This window comes from Streptomyces sp. NPDC096193 (assembly GCF_040302905.1).
GTDB lineage: Bacteria > Actinomycetota > Actinomycetes > Streptomycetales > Streptomycetaceae > Streptomyces.
On record NZ_JBEOSJ010000007.1, the window covers coordinates 266717 to 282645 of the forward strand.

10 protein-coding genes are annotated in these 15929 nt (G+C 68.7%); 6 read left to right on the forward strand and 4 right to left on the reverse strand.

The window, feature by feature from the left end:
* Positions 1-43 precede the first annotated feature (43 nt).
* The 4 genes from ABTX78_RS14125 (at position 44) to ABTX78_RS14140 (ending at position 7206) form a co-directional block, all read left to right on the forward strand.
* The gene (locus tag ABTX78_RS14125; protein WP_352207073.1) at positions 44-526 is read left to right on the forward strand and encodes an SseB family protein; all 483 of its coding nucleotides are present in this window, start codon (positions 44-46) and stop codon (positions 524-526) included.
* On the forward strand, positions 523-1170 hold the full coding sequence (locus ABTX78_RS14130) for a hypothetical protein (RefSeq protein ID WP_352207047.1): 648 nt from the start codon (positions 523-525) through the stop codon (positions 1168-1170). The genes ABTX78_RS14125 and ABTX78_RS14130 overlap by 4 nt, the downstream gene beginning before the upstream one ends.
* Positions 1170-5873, forward strand: a complete 4704-nt coding sequence (locus tag ABTX78_RS14135; RefSeq protein WP_352207048.1) for a putative T7SS-secreted protein — start codon at positions 1170-1172, stop codon at positions 5871-5873. The genes ABTX78_RS14130 and ABTX78_RS14135 overlap by 1 nt, the downstream gene beginning before the upstream one ends.
* Positions 5874-6744: 871 nt before the next feature.
* Positions 6745-7206: a hypothetical protein gene (locus tag ABTX78_RS14140; protein ID WP_352207049.1), complete on the forward strand. Its 462-nt coding sequence runs from the start codon at positions 6745-6747 to the stop codon at positions 7204-7206.
* A gap of 264 nt (positions 7207-7470) precedes the next feature.
* Here the strand turns inward: ABTX78_RS14140 and ABTX78_RS14145 are convergent, their stop codons facing one another.
* On the reverse strand, positions 7471-8319 hold the full coding sequence (locus tag ABTX78_RS14145) for an LLM class F420-dependent oxidoreductase (protein WP_352207050.1): 849 nt from the start codon (positions 8317-8319) through the stop codon (positions 7471-7473).
* Positions 8320-8456: 137 nt separating this feature from the next.
* Here ABTX78_RS14145 and ABTX78_RS14150 point away from each other — a divergent pair, with 137 nt between their 5' ends.
* The gene (locus tag ABTX78_RS14150; RefSeq protein WP_352207051.1) at positions 8457-8780 is read left to right on the forward strand and encodes a hypothetical protein; all 324 of its coding nucleotides are present in this window, start codon (positions 8457-8459) and stop codon (positions 8778-8780) included.
* Between the two features lie 125 nt (positions 8781-8905).
* Complete coding sequence (locus ABTX78_RS14155) at positions 8906-10423, forward strand: CehA/McbA family metallohydrolase (RefSeq protein ID WP_352207052.1); 1518 nt, start codon at positions 8906-8908, stop codon at positions 10421-10423.
* Positions 10424-10510: 87 nt separating this feature from the next.
* Here ABTX78_RS14155 and ABTX78_RS14160 read toward each other — a convergent pair whose 3' ends face one another.
* The 3 genes from ABTX78_RS14160 to ABTX78_RS14170 all read right to left on the reverse strand — a co-directional run bounded on the left by ABTX78_RS14160 (position 10511) and on the right by ABTX78_RS14170 (position 15474).
* On the reverse strand, positions 10511-12070 hold the full coding sequence (locus ABTX78_RS14160; protein WP_352207053.1) for an APC family permease: 1560 nt from the start codon (positions 12068-12070) through the stop codon (positions 10511-10513).
* Positions 12071-12286: 216 nt separating this feature from the next.
* On the reverse strand, positions 12287-13738 hold the full coding sequence (locus tag ABTX78_RS14165) for an aldehyde dehydrogenase family protein (protein WP_352207054.1): 1452 nt from the start codon (positions 13736-13738) through the stop codon (positions 12287-12289).
* Positions 13735-15474 (reverse strand): N-acyl-D-amino-acid deacylase family protein, encoded by a 1740-nt coding sequence (locus ABTX78_RS14170; protein WP_352207055.1) that lies wholly within the window; start codon positions 15472-15474, stop codon positions 13735-13737. Before ABTX78_RS14170 ends, ABTX78_RS14165 begins: the two co-directional genes overlap by 4 nt.
* Positions 15475-15929 lie beyond the last annotated feature (455 nt).

Consider the following 15929-nt stretch of genomic DNA (forward strand, 5'->3'; position numbering starts at 1 on the left):
ACCCCGTTGCTTTCGAAAAAACGACCATGGCACGATGCTGGGCATGACGGAGAACGGGGGCGGCTCCGAGGAGCCGGGTCAGCGCTCGCGGCTGGCCGATTTGGTTGACCAGCAGGTGAATTGCCCGGCGGGGGCACCGGAGCAGCAGAAGTCCGACGAGGACCGGATCGCTCGCGGTCGGCATGAGTTTGCCGTGTTGCTTGGCGAATTTCGGCGTACGGCCGTGCTGGTGCCGTTCGACGACCAGGACAGCCTGTGGACCGCCGACCAGAACGGCGTCCGCTGGATCTGCGCGTTCTCGAACGAGGAGTCCCTGGCCCGGTTCGCCGAGGCTCAGGGCAGCGCCGCCCGTGAGTGGACGTACCGCACCATCCTCGGTGCGCGGCTGCTGGATGTGATGGTGCCGATGCTCGGCATGCCCGCCGGTGTGGCGCTCGATGCGGCAAGCGACGACGGAATGCTCTTTCCGCCGGTGAAGGGCATCGTGCCCGACGCTGTGGCGGTCGACCTCGGGGGAACACAGTGAGCGGCGAAGGCTCCGATCTGAACGTACCGCCGGCGGCTCTCGCCGACATCGCCAAGGGCATCAACCTGGCGCATGCCGAGCTGAAGGATCTCGGCATGATCGGCGAGGCGAGCGTGGGACGCGGGTTCTCCGATCTGGCTCTGTCCGGGATGGAGTTGGGCCACACCGGCCTGACCGACCAGTTCCAGACGTTCTGCGACCGCTGGGAGTGGGGCGTGCGGGCGCTGACGCTGCGCGGGAACGGCTTCGCGCAGGGCGTCGGCCTGTCGGCGGGCTCGTTCGCCGAACAGGATCAGTACGTCAAGGACTCGATCAAGATCGGGGTGAATTCCCTCAACGGGAACCCGCACTTGACCGAGGAAGAGGTCAAGGGGATGAGCTGGGACAAGATCAGCACCCAGTCCGCGTTCGACGGTGCCACCTGGAGCGGCGAGTCCTTCTCACAGGCCCAGAAAGAGGTCAACCAGACCTGGAAGAACACCGGTTACGACGTGATGGATGCCCAGCTGGACTCGATGGAGCGATCGGGTCTCATCGACTCGAAAGTGCGGGACGCGGCCGACGCGGATCTGCGGGAGACCTTCGATCCGGATGAGCAGACCATCGCCCAGGCCGAAGAGCCGCGTTGGGGGGACAACCGCTGATGCCGGACTGGGGAGCATGGGCCGACAAGGGCATCGATGTCATCGACGGCGGCATCGACAAGGCCAAGGAGAAGGTCGGCGAGGGTGTCGACTGGGCGACGGACAAGGTCGGCGACGGCCTGGACAAGGTCGGCGCGCACGACTGGGCGGACTCCGTCGAGGACTGGGGCGATGAGACCGCCTCCTCGCTCGGCGCCGAGGTGGGCGAACAGCAGCTGGGCCAGACCGAGGAGGCCAATGAACTCGTCCACGGCAACCCGGGCAAGATAGCCGCCACCGTGAAGAACCTGCGGGACTTCCAGAAGGCATTCGATCTGGTCGGCGGCGGGATGAAGAAGCTCGACTCCAGCCACTGGAAGGGCGAGGCGGCCAACACCTTCCGGGAGAAGTTCCAGACCCTGCCGACCGACTGGCTGCACGCGGCGGACGCCTTCGAGGATGCGGCGAAGGCGCTGGAGACGTACTCCAAAGCAGTCACGAGCGCACAGGGTAAGGCCAAGGAGGCGATCGCCCTCTACAAGGAGGGCAACGAGTCCTCCAAGACGGCGGCGGACACGTACAACAAGAAGGTCGACGCCTACAACGCGGCCCGCAACAGCGACAACCCGCCGCCGCGGCCCGAGCCCTTCTCCGACCCGGGCGTCGCCAAGCGCGAGCGGGCGCACGAGATCCTCAAGGAAGCACGCCGCCACCGCAACGAGGCGGCGGATACGGCGAAGTCGGCGGTCACGGCGGCGATGGCGCACGCGCCGAAGGAGCCGACGGGCCGCGAGAAGCTGACGCTCGAGCTCGCGGACTACGGCATGGGCCAGGGAGTCGAGCTGGCCCACTTCGGCGGCGGCGTCATCAAGGGCACGGCGGGCCTGGTGAACTTCGTCCGCTCGGTGAACCCGATCGACCCGTACAACATCACGCACCCGGCGGAGTACTGGAAGGGCCTCAACACGACGCTTGCGGGCCTGGTATCGACCGCGGCGAACCCGGACAGGGCGCTGAAGAACGCGTGGGAGGCGGCGAAGGGCGACCCGGGCGAGTTCTTCGGGCGGCTGGTGCCGGAGGTGCTCGGGACGAAGGGCACAGGCCTGGTTCGGGGAGGTGTGCGTGCCGGGCTGAAGACCGGGGCGAAGGACCTTGCGGACCAGCCGCCGGGGAAGGGGCGTGCGGGGCACGACAAGGAACCCGAGGGCAGCAGTCGCGAGTGCGGCGAGAAGGTCTGCAAGAAGGACCCGGTCGATGTCGCGACGGGGCGGATGATCCTGCCGCAGACGGACATCGCCCTGCCGGCATCGCTGCCGCTGGTGTTTGAGCGGACCTTCGAGTCGTCGTACCGAGCGGGTGGTTGGTTCGGCCCGGCCTGGTCGAGCACGGCCGACCAGCGCCTGGAGATCGATTCCGAGGGCGTCGTGTTCATCTGTGACGACGTCAGCCTGCTGGCGTATCCGCACCCGGCGCCAGGCGTTCCGGTGCTGCCCACGCACGGGCGAGAGTGGTCCCTGGAGATCGACGCAGGCGGCGACTACACGATCACCGACCCCGACTCGGGCCGTGTCCGGCACTTCGCCACACGGAACCCCGAACTCGCCCTGCTGGCACAGATCGATGACCGCAACGGGCGCTGGATCACGTTCGAATACGACGAGGACGGCGCGCCGACGTCGATCGTCCACCACAGCGGCTACCACCTGAAGCTGACGACGGACGACGGCCGCATCACAGCCCTGCACCTGGCCGGCGCCGCCGCGGACGGCTTCGACCAGGAGATCCTGCGGTACGGGTACACCGACGGCCACCTCACCGAGGTGATCAACTCCTCGGGTCTGCCGCTGCGTTTCGGCTGCGACGAGCACGGTCGCATCACGTCCTGGACGGACAGGAACGGCAGTCACTTCGACTACGTCTATGACGAACACGACCGCTGTGTCGCCCAATCCGGAACGAACGGGCACCTCGCAACGACGTTCCGCTGGGACGAGGTCGACCGCGACACCGGCCTGCGGGTCCACTCGGTGACGGACGCCCTCGGTGCCAGCGAGCGCTACCTCATCGACGAACGTGTTCAGGTCGTCGGCGAGATCGACGCGACGGGAGCGCGCACCCTCTTCGAACGCGACGGCCGCAACCGGCTGCTGTCCGTGACGGACCCGCTGGGTCGCACCAGCCGTTCCGTGTACGACGAATCCGGCCGCCCGACCACTGTTGTACGCCCGGACGGACGTGAGCTGCACGCGCAGTACAACGAGCTGGGACTCCCGGTACACATCCGGGGGGCGGATGGAACGATCACGCGCCAGACGTACGACAATCGGGGCAACCGGACGTCGATCACGGAGGCCTCGGGGGCGACGACCCGGTTCTCGTACGACGCGGCGGGTCACCTGGTATCAGTAACGGACGCTCTGGGGCACACCTCGTCCGTGCGCGTCGACCGCGCCGGACTGCCGGTGGAGATCACCGACCCTCTGGGGGCGACGACCCGCTACGAGCGGGACGCGTTCGGCCGGCCTGTCCGCGTCATTGACGCCCTCGGCGCGGCCACGCAGTTGGAGTGGACGGTGGAGGGCAAGCCGTCCCGGCGCATCGAGCCGGACGGCACCGAGCAGTCGTGGACCTACGACGGCGAAGGCAACTGCCTCAGCCACACCGACGCCATGGGCGCAGTTTCGACCTTCGAGTACACAGACTTCGACCTGCTGGCGGCCCGTACGGGCCCGGACGGCGTGAGGTACGAGTTCAGCCACGACAGCAACCTCCGGCTGACCCGGGTCACCAATCCGCAGGGCCTGACGTGGGACTATACGTACGACGCGGCGGGGCGGCTGCTCTCGGAGACCGACTTCGACCACCGGACCCTGACATACGCGTACGACCGGGTGGGTCGGCTAGCCGCAAGGACGAACAGCCTCGGTCACGTGGTGCGGTTCGAGCACAACGAGCTCGGCCAAGTGGTGCGCAAGGACGCGGCGGGTGCGGTCACCACGTTCGCGTATGACATCTTCGACGAGCTCGCGACAGCGACAGGCCCGGACGCGACGCTGGTCAGGATGCGAGACCGGTTCGGCCGGCTCACGTCGGAGACGGTGAACGGGCGGCGGATGTCGTTCGACCTCGATGCGGTGGGACGTCGCACCGGCAGGACTACGCCCAGCGGGGCGGTCAGCACCTGGGCGTACGACGCGGCGGGCAGGCGCACCGAGCTGACGACATCCGGCCGCACGTTGACCTTCGAGCGTGACGCAGTGGGCCGCGAGCTCGCCCAGCACATCGGTGACACGCTGACGCTCTCGCACCAGTTCGATGCACTGGGCCGCCTTACGGATCAACACGTCACCACGCGTGGCCGTGATCTTCAGCGTCGCTCGTACACCTACCGGGCAGACGGCAACCTGGTCGGCATCGACGACCGACTCTCCGGCTCCCGCCGCTTCGACCTGGACAGCGCTGGTCGCGTCACGGCGGTCCACGCAACCGATTGGACGGAGCGGTACGCCTACGATTCCGCGGGCAATCAGACGGAGGCTTCGTGGCCGACGTCGCATCCGGGCCAAGAGGCAACCGGTACACGCACGTACGCGGGCACGAACATCACACGAGCCGGCAACGTCCGCTACGAGCACGACGCGCAAGGCCGAGTCGTCCTACGACAGAAGACCCGCCTCTCGCGGAAGCCGGACACCTGGCGGTACGAATGGGACGCGGAGGACCGGCTGACGTCGGTGGTCACACCGGACGGAACGGTGTGGCGCTATCAGTACGACGCGATGAGCCGCCGCACAGCCAAGCAACGTCTCGCAGACGACGGTGTGACGGTCCTGGAGCAAGTCTCGTTCACCTGGGACGGCACGACCCTGTGCGAACAGCTCACCGAGAGCTGTGAGCTGCCCAACCCGGTCGCGCTGACGTGGGACCACGACGGCCTGCGCCCGCTTGCGCAGACCGAACGCATCGTCACCGGGGACACCTCCCAGGAAGCGATCGACGAACGTTTCTTCGCGATCGTCACCGACCTGGTAGGTACGCCGAGCGAACTGATCGACGAGTCGGGCGAACTGGCTTGGCGCACCCGCAGCACAGTGTGGGGGACGACGACATGGGCAACATCGAGTACTGCGTATACCCCTTTGCGGTTTCCGGGACAATACTTCGACCCTGAAACGGGGGCACATTATAACTTCTTTCGGCACTACGACCCGGAGAGTGCGCGCTATCTCACACTGGATCCACTAGGACTGGAGCCGGCACCCAGCCCAGCGTGCTATGTAGCGAATCCGACTATTGCAGTCGACCCCCTCGGCCTAGCGCCGGAAGGCTGCCCAGAGGAAACTGGCGACTCACCGGCAGGACCAGGCCCGTGGGACATGACAGGGCGAGATCCCATGAGTGTGGTTCCAGACCATGCCAGGATTCGAGAGCTTACGCCGGATTCCAACGGAGGAGCACAGTACGGATTGGAGTACATCTGGAGAGACTCGGAAGATAGGCGCGTTCGGTTGCGAATACACGGGCCGGACAGAGGCCCTAACGTTCCCCTAGATTCATCCTCACGCTGGAACGACATATACAGGATCCAGATCAGCGGTCGGTATCAAGACATGATGGGGAACCTCTATCACAGGGAAGTACATAACCCCAGGAGCCCGCACCATAACTCCGACGCCGCTTCAGCGACCCATATGCTCTGGCCAGAGGAATACAACGGTCTCTAAATCGGCCCAGCCCCTCAACATTCCAGGAGGACGAATGTCACTAGGCGATAGCAACCTCATCAAGATTGCCAGGGGGTTGACCTCCACGCTGCCCAGAACACGAGAAGAAGCCTGCGAAATGGCATGTGACTTGCTTCACTCGTTCGATCGTCGAGAAGTTCGAATCGTGGCTGGCCTGCTTGCCTCGGCAGCTACCTTGGAAACGGTTCGAGACAGTCTGGAAAGTGAGCTTCACGCTCTGAGTGAGCTGACGGAGACCGGCTTCATTGAGTCGGATGACCTGGAACCTCTGCGGAACTTGCAGAAGGATCGGCTCAGCGGGTCAGAAGCGGAGCACCTAGAATATCTGGCAAGCGAATACCTCTGAGGCATCAACAAGCGCACTCTGGACTAGAGGAACGACGGTCGCAGGATCCGCTGGGCAAGTAGCTCCGGCTGGCAGCACGATAGATTGCGTTGCAGAAACTTCGCGAGGAGCGTGACTTTTCACAACCCTGAACAGGGCCGACCTCAACCGCTCATGACACGCGGCATCGAGCCCCCACCAGAGGCCTACCAACATGGCGGACATAGGCAGGTTTCAGATCGAATCCGTGGAACAGTCGAGCGACATCGGAGGGATTTGCATCGTCCGGTGCGTCGGGGGCATGCCTCGCGTCGGTGATGTCTTCACCAGCGACGAGAGTTTCCGCCTCGGGCACCTCAAGGTGCGCATCACTCTGGATCGAATCGAGCGATACGAAGGGCGATTCGTGGAGTTCTTCGACCCTCCTCACGCGGCCAGAATTCATGTCTCGGGAGAGGGTGTGGGCCTCCTCACCAGATGGTCGATCATCACCTCCGCAGCCGAGTCGGTCCCGCCGGACCCGTCATGAACGCACCCGACACCGACGCGACGTGGGCATCCTTGACGGAGGCAACTCTCGCGAGCATCGCAGCAAGCGACGCACGACGATTGAGCGTCGAGCGCTCGAGGGTGGCGCCAGAAGTCCGGGAAGAGATTACCGAGCCTGTCTACTCGCTCAAGAACAGGTTCTCGTTCTGGGAGCGATTGATTCGGCGCATGGAGGCCGACTGGCAGGTCGAGGGTCAGTACCCCATCAGTGCCTACTCCAACGACCTCGACTCCAGGGACCGGCTGCAGGTTTCCCTCAGCGAACTCCCCGACACCGCCCAGGCGGCCCTGGCCGGCCTCCTGAGAGCTCTCGACGAGCGCTTCATGCACCGGGCAGAGCCCGACGGGACCGGCGAACTCCGCCCCTGGCTGAGGCCGTCCTCCGGTACGTCCCGGCACGGCTTCTGGTTGCGCAAACCCAGGGTCATTCCCTGGTGAACCCGGGTGGATCGACCAGAGCTCCACCCGCTCTCGCGTACCGAAAGCCCCACGCGCCCGCACCCCCAGTACACGACCCATCCCCCCTCCGGGTACCACCCGCACCCCCGCACGCGTGTCTCCCCGGCCCGCCCCCAAGATCGCGGCAGCCTCTGGGAGCGTGACCACCTCACGGCTCATCCTCGCCGCCCTGCTCACCGTCGTCGCCGTTCCCGCCGCCGCCCTCGTGCCCCTTCAGGGGCCCCGCAGCGGCGCGCCGACCGTTCAGGCCCCCGGGGTGGGTGAGCTCTCCACGTACTGCCCGTACTCGTCCAGCACCCGCAGTACCTCGCTCTCACCCTCCGGCGGGAGTTGCAGCACGACCTCCTCCACGCCCAGTTCCGCGTAGTACGCCAGCTTGCCCGCTGAGGGCAGGACCGCGTACGGGACCACCTGGAGCGTCGAGACGTCGCGGCCCGCCGCCGACCAGGCGTCGCGCAGGAGCGGGAGCGACTCCGTCAGGCCGCGGCCGCCGATCGGGAGCCAGCCGTCCGCGTACTCCGCGATGTGGGAGAACAGCTTCGGGCCCGCCGCGCCGCCGATCAGGGTGCGGGGGCCGCTGATCGGCTTCGGGTAGGCGTCGGACGCGCGGACCGAGCCGAACTCGCCTTTGTACGCCGTCGGTTCCGCCGTCCACAGCGCCCTCATCAGGCGCATCCGGTCGCGGCCCAGTTCGCGGCGCGTCGTCCACTCGACGCCGTGGTCCGCCGCCTCCTCCTTGTTCCAGCCGAAGCCGAGGCCGAGCGTGAAGCGGCCGCCGGAGAGGAAGTCCAGCGTGGCGATCTGCTTGGCCAGGTCGATCGGGTCGTGCTGGGCGATCAGCGTGATGCCCGTGCCGAGGCCGAGCTCCGAGGTGACCGCCGCCGCCTGGCCGAGGGCCACGAAGGGGTCCAGCGTGCGGCCGTACTCGGGCGGGAGTTCGCCGCCCGCGGGGTACGGCGTCACGCGCTCCACCGGGATGTGGGTGTGCTCGGGCAGATAGAGGCCGGCGAAGCCCCGGTCCTCCAGTTCCCGTGCGAGCCGTACCGGTGTGATCGTCTCGTCGGTGAGGAAGATCGTGGTCGAGATCCGCATACGGAACCCTCCGTCATCGTCTCTGGTGGCGGCCCAAACGTATGCCGTACGGTGCCAGATGCCGAGAGCCCGGCGACACCGGGCCAGGGCCTGTCTTCTCGATCAGGCCCTCGGTCACAACGGGGAGGTTCCGCTTCATGACGCGTGTACGTATCGCCACCACGGCCCTGGTGCTGTCCGGGGCACTGCTGGTGGGTGCGCCGGTCGCTTCGGCATCGCCCACGCCCACCGCGGTGACGGCGGTTCAGAAGCCGGGCTCTGCGCCCCAGGCCAGCACCTCGTCGACCGTCGCCCAGGCCGGCATTGAGACCTCGACGATCGACAAGGCCCGCAAGAGCAAGAAGAAAAAGAAGAAGTCGAAGGGCTTCGGGGCCGGGCTGATCATCGGTCTGATCGTCATCGTCGCGCTGATCGTCATCATCGCGCTCCTGGTGCAGCGGCGGAAGAAGCAGACCGGCTGAGAACCGCCCCCGAAAGGCGGCCGCCATCCGCCGAACCCCTTCCCTTGCACGGCAGTTCACGGCTCAATACCAGGGTTTGAGTACACCACTCCTGTCCCACTCACCGCCCCTGGGGAGCCGACGCCATGTGCAAGGACGAACACGCGCTGGGTAGACGCGGACTGCTCGTGACGGGAGCCGCAGCCGCTCTTACCTTGGGCACTGTGAGCTTCGCGAACGCCGCGCCTGCCGGCGCCGGGGACAACACCGGCGATCACACCGAGGTCGTGCGCGGCACCCTGCCGCCCGGCTCGCCCGACTTCGTGTACCTTCCCGTCGAGATTCCGCGGGGCGTACGGGAACTGCACGTGGCGTACAGCTACGAGCGGCCCGTCGTGCCGCCGGGCACCCAGGGCAACGCCCTGGACATCGGCATCTTCGACGAGCGGGGCACGGCGCTCGGCGGAAAGGGGTTCCGCGGCTGGTCGGGCGGCGCCCGCACCGAGTTCTTCATCCGGGCCGACGAGGCGACGCCCGGGTACATCCCGGGCCCGGTGCGCGCCGGGACGTGGCACATCGCGCTCGGGCCGTACACCGTGGCGCCGCAGGGTCTCGCGTACGAGGTGACCATCACCCTGCGGTACGGCGCCCCCGGCCGGACGCCGAAGCCCGTCTACCCCCCGGAGCGCGCCAAGGGCCGTGGCAGGGCCTGGTACCGCGGCGACTGCCATGTGCACTCCGTGTACTCGGACGGCCGGCGCACCCTCGCCGAGATCGCGACGCTGGCGCGTGCCGCCGGGCTCGACTTCATCAACTCCTCCGAGCACAACACGCACTCCGCGCACGCCCATTGGGCGGACCTCGCGGGCGACGACCTGCTCATCCTGACGGGCGAGGAGGTCACGACCCGCAACGGGCACGTGCTGGCGCTCGGAACCGACCCGGGGACCTTCGTCGACTGGCGCTACCGCGCCAAGGACAATCGCTTCGGGCACTACGCCGGCGAGATCCGGCGGGCCGGCGGTCTGGTCGTGCCCGCGCATCCGCACGCCACCTGCATCGGCTGCAACTGGAAGTTCGGCTTCGGCGAGGCGGACGCGCTGGAGGTGTGGAACGGCCCCTACACACCCGACGACGAGGTGTCCCTCGCGGACTGGGACAGCACGCTGGCCGTCGCCGCCCGCTCGCGCGGGTGCTGGACGCCGGCCATGGGAAACAGCGACGCACACCGCGACCCGGACCCCATCGGCACCCCGCAGACCGTGGTCCTCGCCGACGACCTGACCCGGGAGGCCATCCTGGAGGGCATCGCGGCGGGCCGCAGCTATGTCGCCGAGTCGAAGGCGGTGTCGCTGTCGTTCTCGGCGACGGGAGGCCGCGGGAAGCAGGCCGGGATCGGTGAGCGCCTGCGCGTCGACCAGGACACCCCGGTCACGGTCCGTCTCGACGTCACCGGCGCGCCGGGCTGCTCGGCGCGGTTCGTGACCGACCAGGGCGTGCTGCACACGGTGACCCTGCCCGCGTCGGGCACGGGGACGGTGGAGTGGCGTACGACGCCGGAGTACGCGACCTATGTGCGCGCCGAGGTCCGGCACCCGGTCGTCATACCGGGGATGCCCGGTCCGCTCGCGGCCTTCACCAACCCGGTCTTCCTCGGGAAGTAACCGGCGGACGGGAAGTAGTACACGGAGGGGCTGCCGGGACCCTCAGGCCCGGCAGCCCCTCCGCTCAGGCGAGGTCAGCCCGTCCGGTCAGTCCGCCGTCACCAGCGACGGCGTGTCCTTCGTCAGCACCTCGCCGCGGAAGAACGCCGGGCTGCGGCGCTGCATCACCAGCATCAGCACCACGCCGAGCAGCAGCAGCCCGACGCCGATCACGAAGACCGAGCCGACGCCGAAGACCGCCGAGCCGCTGCCGTACGCCGGGTCCCACATGTCGTACAGCGTCTTGCCGAACACCGCGGCCAGCAGGACGCCGCCCAGCAGCGGGAAGAGGCCCTTGAAGACGAAGTCGCGTCCGGAGCGCAGCAGTTCGTGGCGGAAGTACCAGGCGCACGCGAAGGCCGTGAGTGCGTAGTAGAAGCAGATCATGAGGCCGAGGGCGTAGATGGTGTCGACCAGGACGTGCTCACTGACCAGGGTCATCACCGTGTAGAAGACGCCGGTGGCGACGCCCGCCACCACGGTCGCGCGGCCGGGGGTCCGAAAGCGCGGGTGGACGCGGGCGTACGAGGGCGGCAGGGCCTCGTACGCGGACATCGCGAGCACCGTGCGGGCGACGGGGATGAACGTCGTCTGGAGGCTGGCGGCCGCCGAGGCGAGGACCGCGAGGAAGAGCAGGATGCCGAGGCCGGGGCCCATGACCGGGCCGGCGAGCGCGGCGAAGACGTTGTCCGAGGTCTCGGGGTTGGCGAGACCGAGGCCCTTGTCGCCGGAGCCGACGGCCATCTGGGCCGCGACGCCGGTGGCGAGGTAGGAGCCGACCAGGACGACCATCGCGATGAGGGCGGCGCGGCCGGGGGTCCGGTCGCTGCCGGTCGTCTCCTCGTTGGCGGTCAGGCAGGCGTCCCAGCCCCAGTACATGAAGATCGAGAGGGACAGTCCGGCGGTGAAGGCGGCGAAGGACTGCACGGCGAACGGGTTCAGCCAGGAGAAGGAGAAATCGAGGCCTGTCGAGAACTCGCCACTGCCCGCCTTCTGGAAGGCCATGGCGACGAAGACTGCCAGCACGAGCAGCTGCAGGCCCACCAGCGCGTACTGCACGCCCTTGGTCGCGGTCATGCCGCGGTAGCTGATCGCCGTGGCGACCGCGATGAGGACGAGGCAGGTCAGGATGTGCACGGGCTTGCGCTCGTCGAGCGCCGCCACCGACTCGCTGCCGGTGATCTCGCCCGCGAGGAGCCAGAAGTACGAGGTGGCCACGCCCGCCAGGTTGGAGAGCACGATGATCGTCGCGATCACCAGGCCCCAGCCGCACATCCAGCCGAGGCGCGGGCCGAAGGCCTTCACGGTCCAGGTGAAGGACGTGCCGCAGTCGGGCATCACCCGGTTCAGCTCGCGGTAGGCGAAGGCGACCAGCAGCATCGGCAGGAAGCCCGCCAGGAACACCGCGGGCATCTGCAGCCCGACCTCGCCGGCCGTGGAGCCGAGGGTGGAGGTCAGACAGTAGACGGGGGCAACGGTCGAGACACCGATGACGGCGCTGCCCATCAGTCCGACGGAGTTGCCGCCGAGTCCCTTGGTGCGTACGCCCCCGTCGGAGGCGCCCCGTACCGTGTCTCCGGCCTGGGGCCGCGCATCCAGCTGAGTCATGAACAGGACGTTAAAGGCTGCGGTTTCCATATCCGGAGGCGCAAGATCCGGACATCGCTCCTTCCATTCCATGATCCAGCGCGGTAAGTGCCACCGGTTTCCAGGGCATCCAAGACCGACACCCCGACTCCGGCAGGTCAGGAGGGCATCCCTCCGGAATGCGAGAACCGCAGCAGTGTCCGTTTTGACCGGTTTCCAAATTTTCCCGCGCTGTTTTCAGCCCGGCCAGACGACCGCCTGCACCTCGCTGTAGGCATGCAGTGCGTAGGACCCCACGTCCCGGCCGACCCCGCTGCGCTTGAATCCGCCGAACGGCGCCTCCATGTTCCGGCCGATGGTGTTCACACCCACCCCGCCCGCCCGCAGCTCGCCCGCGATCCGGAAGGCCCGCGCGACGTCACCCGACCACACGTAGTCGATCAGGCCGTAGTCGCTGTCGTTGGCGAGCGCGATGCCCTCCTCCTCCGTGTCGAAGGGGACGACGACGACCACCGGGCCGAAGATCTCCTCCCGCACGACGCGCATGTCGGACGTGCAGTCCCCGAAGAGCGTGGGCGCGACATAGAAGCCCTTGTCGAACTCCGGACGCTCGCCGCCCGTGACCAGCCGGGCGCCTTCCTTGCGGCCCAGTTCGATGTAGGACTCCACCCGGTCGCGGTGCGCGGCGGAGATCACCGGCCCGACGACCGTTCCCGGCTCGGCCGGATCACCGGTCTTGAGGTGCCCGGCGTAGGCCGCGAGCCTCTCCACCAGCCGGTCGTGAATCCCGCGCTGCGCGATCACCCGGGTCGGGGCCGTGCAGATCTGGCCGCTGTAGAAGGAGAACGTCGTCCCGATGCCCTGGACGGCCGAGTCGAGGTCGGCGTCGTCGAAGACGAGGGCCGCGCCCTTGCCGCCGAGTTCCATCAGCTGGCGCTTCATCCCGCGGCCGCAGACCTCGGCGATGCGCTGCCCGACCTTCGTCGACCCGGTGAAGCTGACCATGTCGACGTCCCCGGAGTCGACGGCCGCCTCACCGGCGGCGGGCGCGGAGCCGGTCACCACGTTGACCACGCCCGGCGGTACTCCCGCCTCCGCCAGCGCATCGGCCATCCGGTACACGGACAGCGGGTCCTGCGGGGCGGGCTTCACGACGACCGTGTTGCCCATGGCGAGCGCGGGCGCGACCTTGCCCGCCGGATTGGCCCAGGGATTGTTGTACGACGTGATGCAGGTGACGACGCCGACCGGGCGGCGCACCGCGAGCGCGCCGAACACTCCGGCCCGCCCCATCGGGCCCGCCGCGTTGATCTGCGGGGGCAGCGCCTGCTCGACGGGTTCCAGGGCGCCCCGCGCATAGCGCCGGAAGCGCGCCGCACCGACCGCGACCTGCATCCCGCGCGCGATGGCGGTGGTCGCCCCGCTCTCCGCGCGCGCGAGTTCGGCGTACGGTTCCGCCTCGCGCTGGATGACATCGGCGGTCGCGTCCAGGATCCGGGCGCGTTCCTCGGGCTTCGTGCGCGACCAGCCGGCGAAGGCCTCGCGGGCAGCTGTGGCCGCGGCGTACACCTGCTCACGGCTCGCCTCGGGAGCGAGTCCGACGGTCTGCTCGGTCGCCGGATCGACGACCTCGTAGTACCCGCCGTCGGGCTCGACCCACTCGCCGCCGATGAACAGCCGCTGGTTCACCGGGTGCTCACGGTCCCCGTGTCGCGGCCCGAGCGCAGGATCGTGCCCGGGACCGCGCCGGTGATCCGGTCGTCCCGGACGGTCTCGACGCCGTTCACACGCACGGACACGATGCCGATCGCCTGCGCGTCCAGCCGCGGGCTGTCGCCGGGCAGGTCGTGCACCAGCGTCGCCGGGCCGGCCTCGATCCGGTCCGGGTCGAACAGCACCAGGTCCGCGTGCCAGCCCTCGTGGATACGGCCCCGCTCGCGCAGGCCGAAGAGCTGCGCCGGGTCGTCGGTCAGCATCTTCACGGCCTCCTCCAGCGGCAGCAGCTTGCGGCCGCGCAGACAGTCGCCGAGGAAGCGGGTGGTGTAGGGCGCGCCGCACATGCGGTCCAGATGGGCGCCCGCGTCGGAGCCGCCGAGCATGACGTCCTCGTGCGCCCAGGTCCGCCGGCGCAGCTCCCAGGACGCGGGGTCGTTGTCGGTGGGCATCGGCCACAGGACCGTGCGCAGTTCGTCGTTGGCGCAGATCTCGACCAGGCAGGTGAAGGGGTCCTGGCCGCGTTCGGCGGCGATGTCGTTGACCACGCGGCCGCTGAGTCCGTCGTTCTCCTTGGCGTAGGTGTCGCCGATGACGTAGCGGCCGAAGTCGGCGAGCCGGCGGAAGACGCCGGCCTCCTTGGAGTCGGCGCGGCGCAGCATCTCCTCGCGTACGGCGGGATCGCGGAGTTTCGCGATCCGCTCCGGGACCGGGAGGGACAGGATCTCGCCCCAGCCGGGGATGAGGTTCAGCGCGCAGAACGTGCCGAGCGACATGTTCATGGGGGTGAGGATCGGCATGGTCAGCGCGACGACGCGGCCGCCTGCCCGGCGGGCGCGCTCGCTCGGTATCAGCTGGCGCGGTACGCGTTCGGGCACGGACGCGTCGATGGTGAGCACGTTCCAGTTCAGCGGGCGTCCGGCGGCGGCGGACATCTGCACGAAGAGGTCGATCTCCTCGTCGCTGAACCGGTCGAGGCAGCCTGCGACGATCGCCTCCAGCTGGGTGCCCTCGTGGTCGGCGACGGCGCGGGAGAGCGCGAGGAGTTCGGCGGGCCCGGCGTGCCGGGAGGCGACGGGCTTGCCGTCGCCGTCGGAGTGCGTGGAGGACTGGGTGGTGGACAGACCCCAGGCGCCGGCGTCCATCGCGTCGTGGAAGAGGGCGAGCATCCGCTCCAGCTGCTCGGGGGTGGGCGTGCCGCCGACGGCGTCGGGGCCCATCACATGACGGCGCAGGGCGCAATGGCCCACCATGAAGCCCGCGTTGACGGCCGTCCTGCCCTCCAGGGCGTCCAGGTACTCGCCGAAGGTGTGCCAGTTCCAGGGCGCGCCCTCCTCCAGGGCGACCAGCGACATGCCTTCGACCTTGGACATCATCCGGCGGGTGTAGTCGGCGTCCTCGGGGCGTTCCGGGTTCAGCGGCGCGAGGGTGAATCCGCAGTTGCCGCCCGCGACCGTGGTGACGCCATGGTTCATGGAGGGAGTGGCGTACGGGTCCCAGAACAACTGGGCGTCGTAGTGCGTGTGCGGGTCGACGAACCCGGGGGTGAGGATCAGGCCGGTGGCGTCCTCACTCGTCCTCGCCTCCTCCTCGACGGTGCCGGGCGCGGCGATGACGGCGATGCGGCCGTCCCGTACGCCGACGTCGGCGACGAACGCGGGAGCGCCGGTCCCGTCCACGACGGTCGCCGATCGGATGAGGTGGTCGAGCATGGGAGTTCCTCTCTGTGAGCCATGGGCATGAGCCGGGGCGTCTTGGTGAGCCGGGCGTCGGGCTGTGTGGGTCGGCGGAGGCACCGTGGGAGCCGGGGCGTCAGCGTGGTGCGGGTCGGCGGAGGCACCGTGCGTACGGCCGTGGGGGGAGGTCCAGGAGAGCGCCGGCGCCCCGGGGGCACGCGCTCGGAGACCGGCCGGCTGTGGCGCCGGTCGCCGGGGGCGGGCTCAGGAGCCGGACGCCCATGGACCGAGGCTCAGAGGCACGGTGCCCCAGGGGCAGGACTGTGGGGGCGCGGGCCTCGGCCCGGCGGTGCGGCAGGCCGCTGCCGCACCACCCGGGCCGGGCCCTGATCCGAGGCTGCGGGCCGGGAAGCCGCTGCCCCCTCCGGCGCGGCCCCCTTCCGCGAGATGTACGAATTCGATCTGGACCCGTTCCAGATCGAAGCCTGTCA

What these genes read in the sequence shown, in the direction of transcription:
- ABTX78_RS14125 (WP_352207073.1), top strand. Translation starts at nt 44, where the DNA reads ATGACGGAGAACGGGGGCGGCTCCGAGGAGCCGGGTCAGCGCTCGCGG.
- ABTX78_RS14135 (WP_352207048.1), top strand. Translation starts at nt 1,170, where the DNA reads ATGCCGGACTGGGGAGCATGGGCCGACAAGGGCATCGATGTCATCGAC.
- ABTX78_RS14140 (WP_352207049.1), top strand. Translation starts at nt 6,745, where the DNA reads ATGAACGCACCCGACACCGACGCGACGTGGGCATCCTTGACGGAGGCA.
- ABTX78_RS14160 (WP_352207053.1), bottom strand. Translation starts at nt 12,070, where the DNA reads ATGACTCAGCTGGATGCGCGGCCCCAGGCCGGAGACACGGTACGGGGC.
- ABTX78_RS14150 (WP_352207051.1), top strand. Translation starts at nt 8,457, where the DNA reads ATGACGCGTGTACGTATCGCCACCACGGCCCTGGTGCTGTCCGGGGCA.
- ABTX78_RS14155 (WP_352207052.1), top strand. Translation starts at nt 8,906, where the DNA reads ATGTGCAAGGACGAACACGCGCTGGGTAGACGCGGACTGCTCGTGACG.
- ABTX78_RS14145 (WP_352207050.1), bottom strand. Translation starts at nt 8,319, where the DNA reads ATGCGGATCTCGACCACGATCTTCCTCACCGACGAGACGATCACACCG.
- ABTX78_RS14170 (WP_352207055.1), bottom strand. Translation starts at nt 15,474, where the DNA reads ATGCTCGACCACCTCATCCGATCGGCGACCGTCGTGGACGGGACCGGC.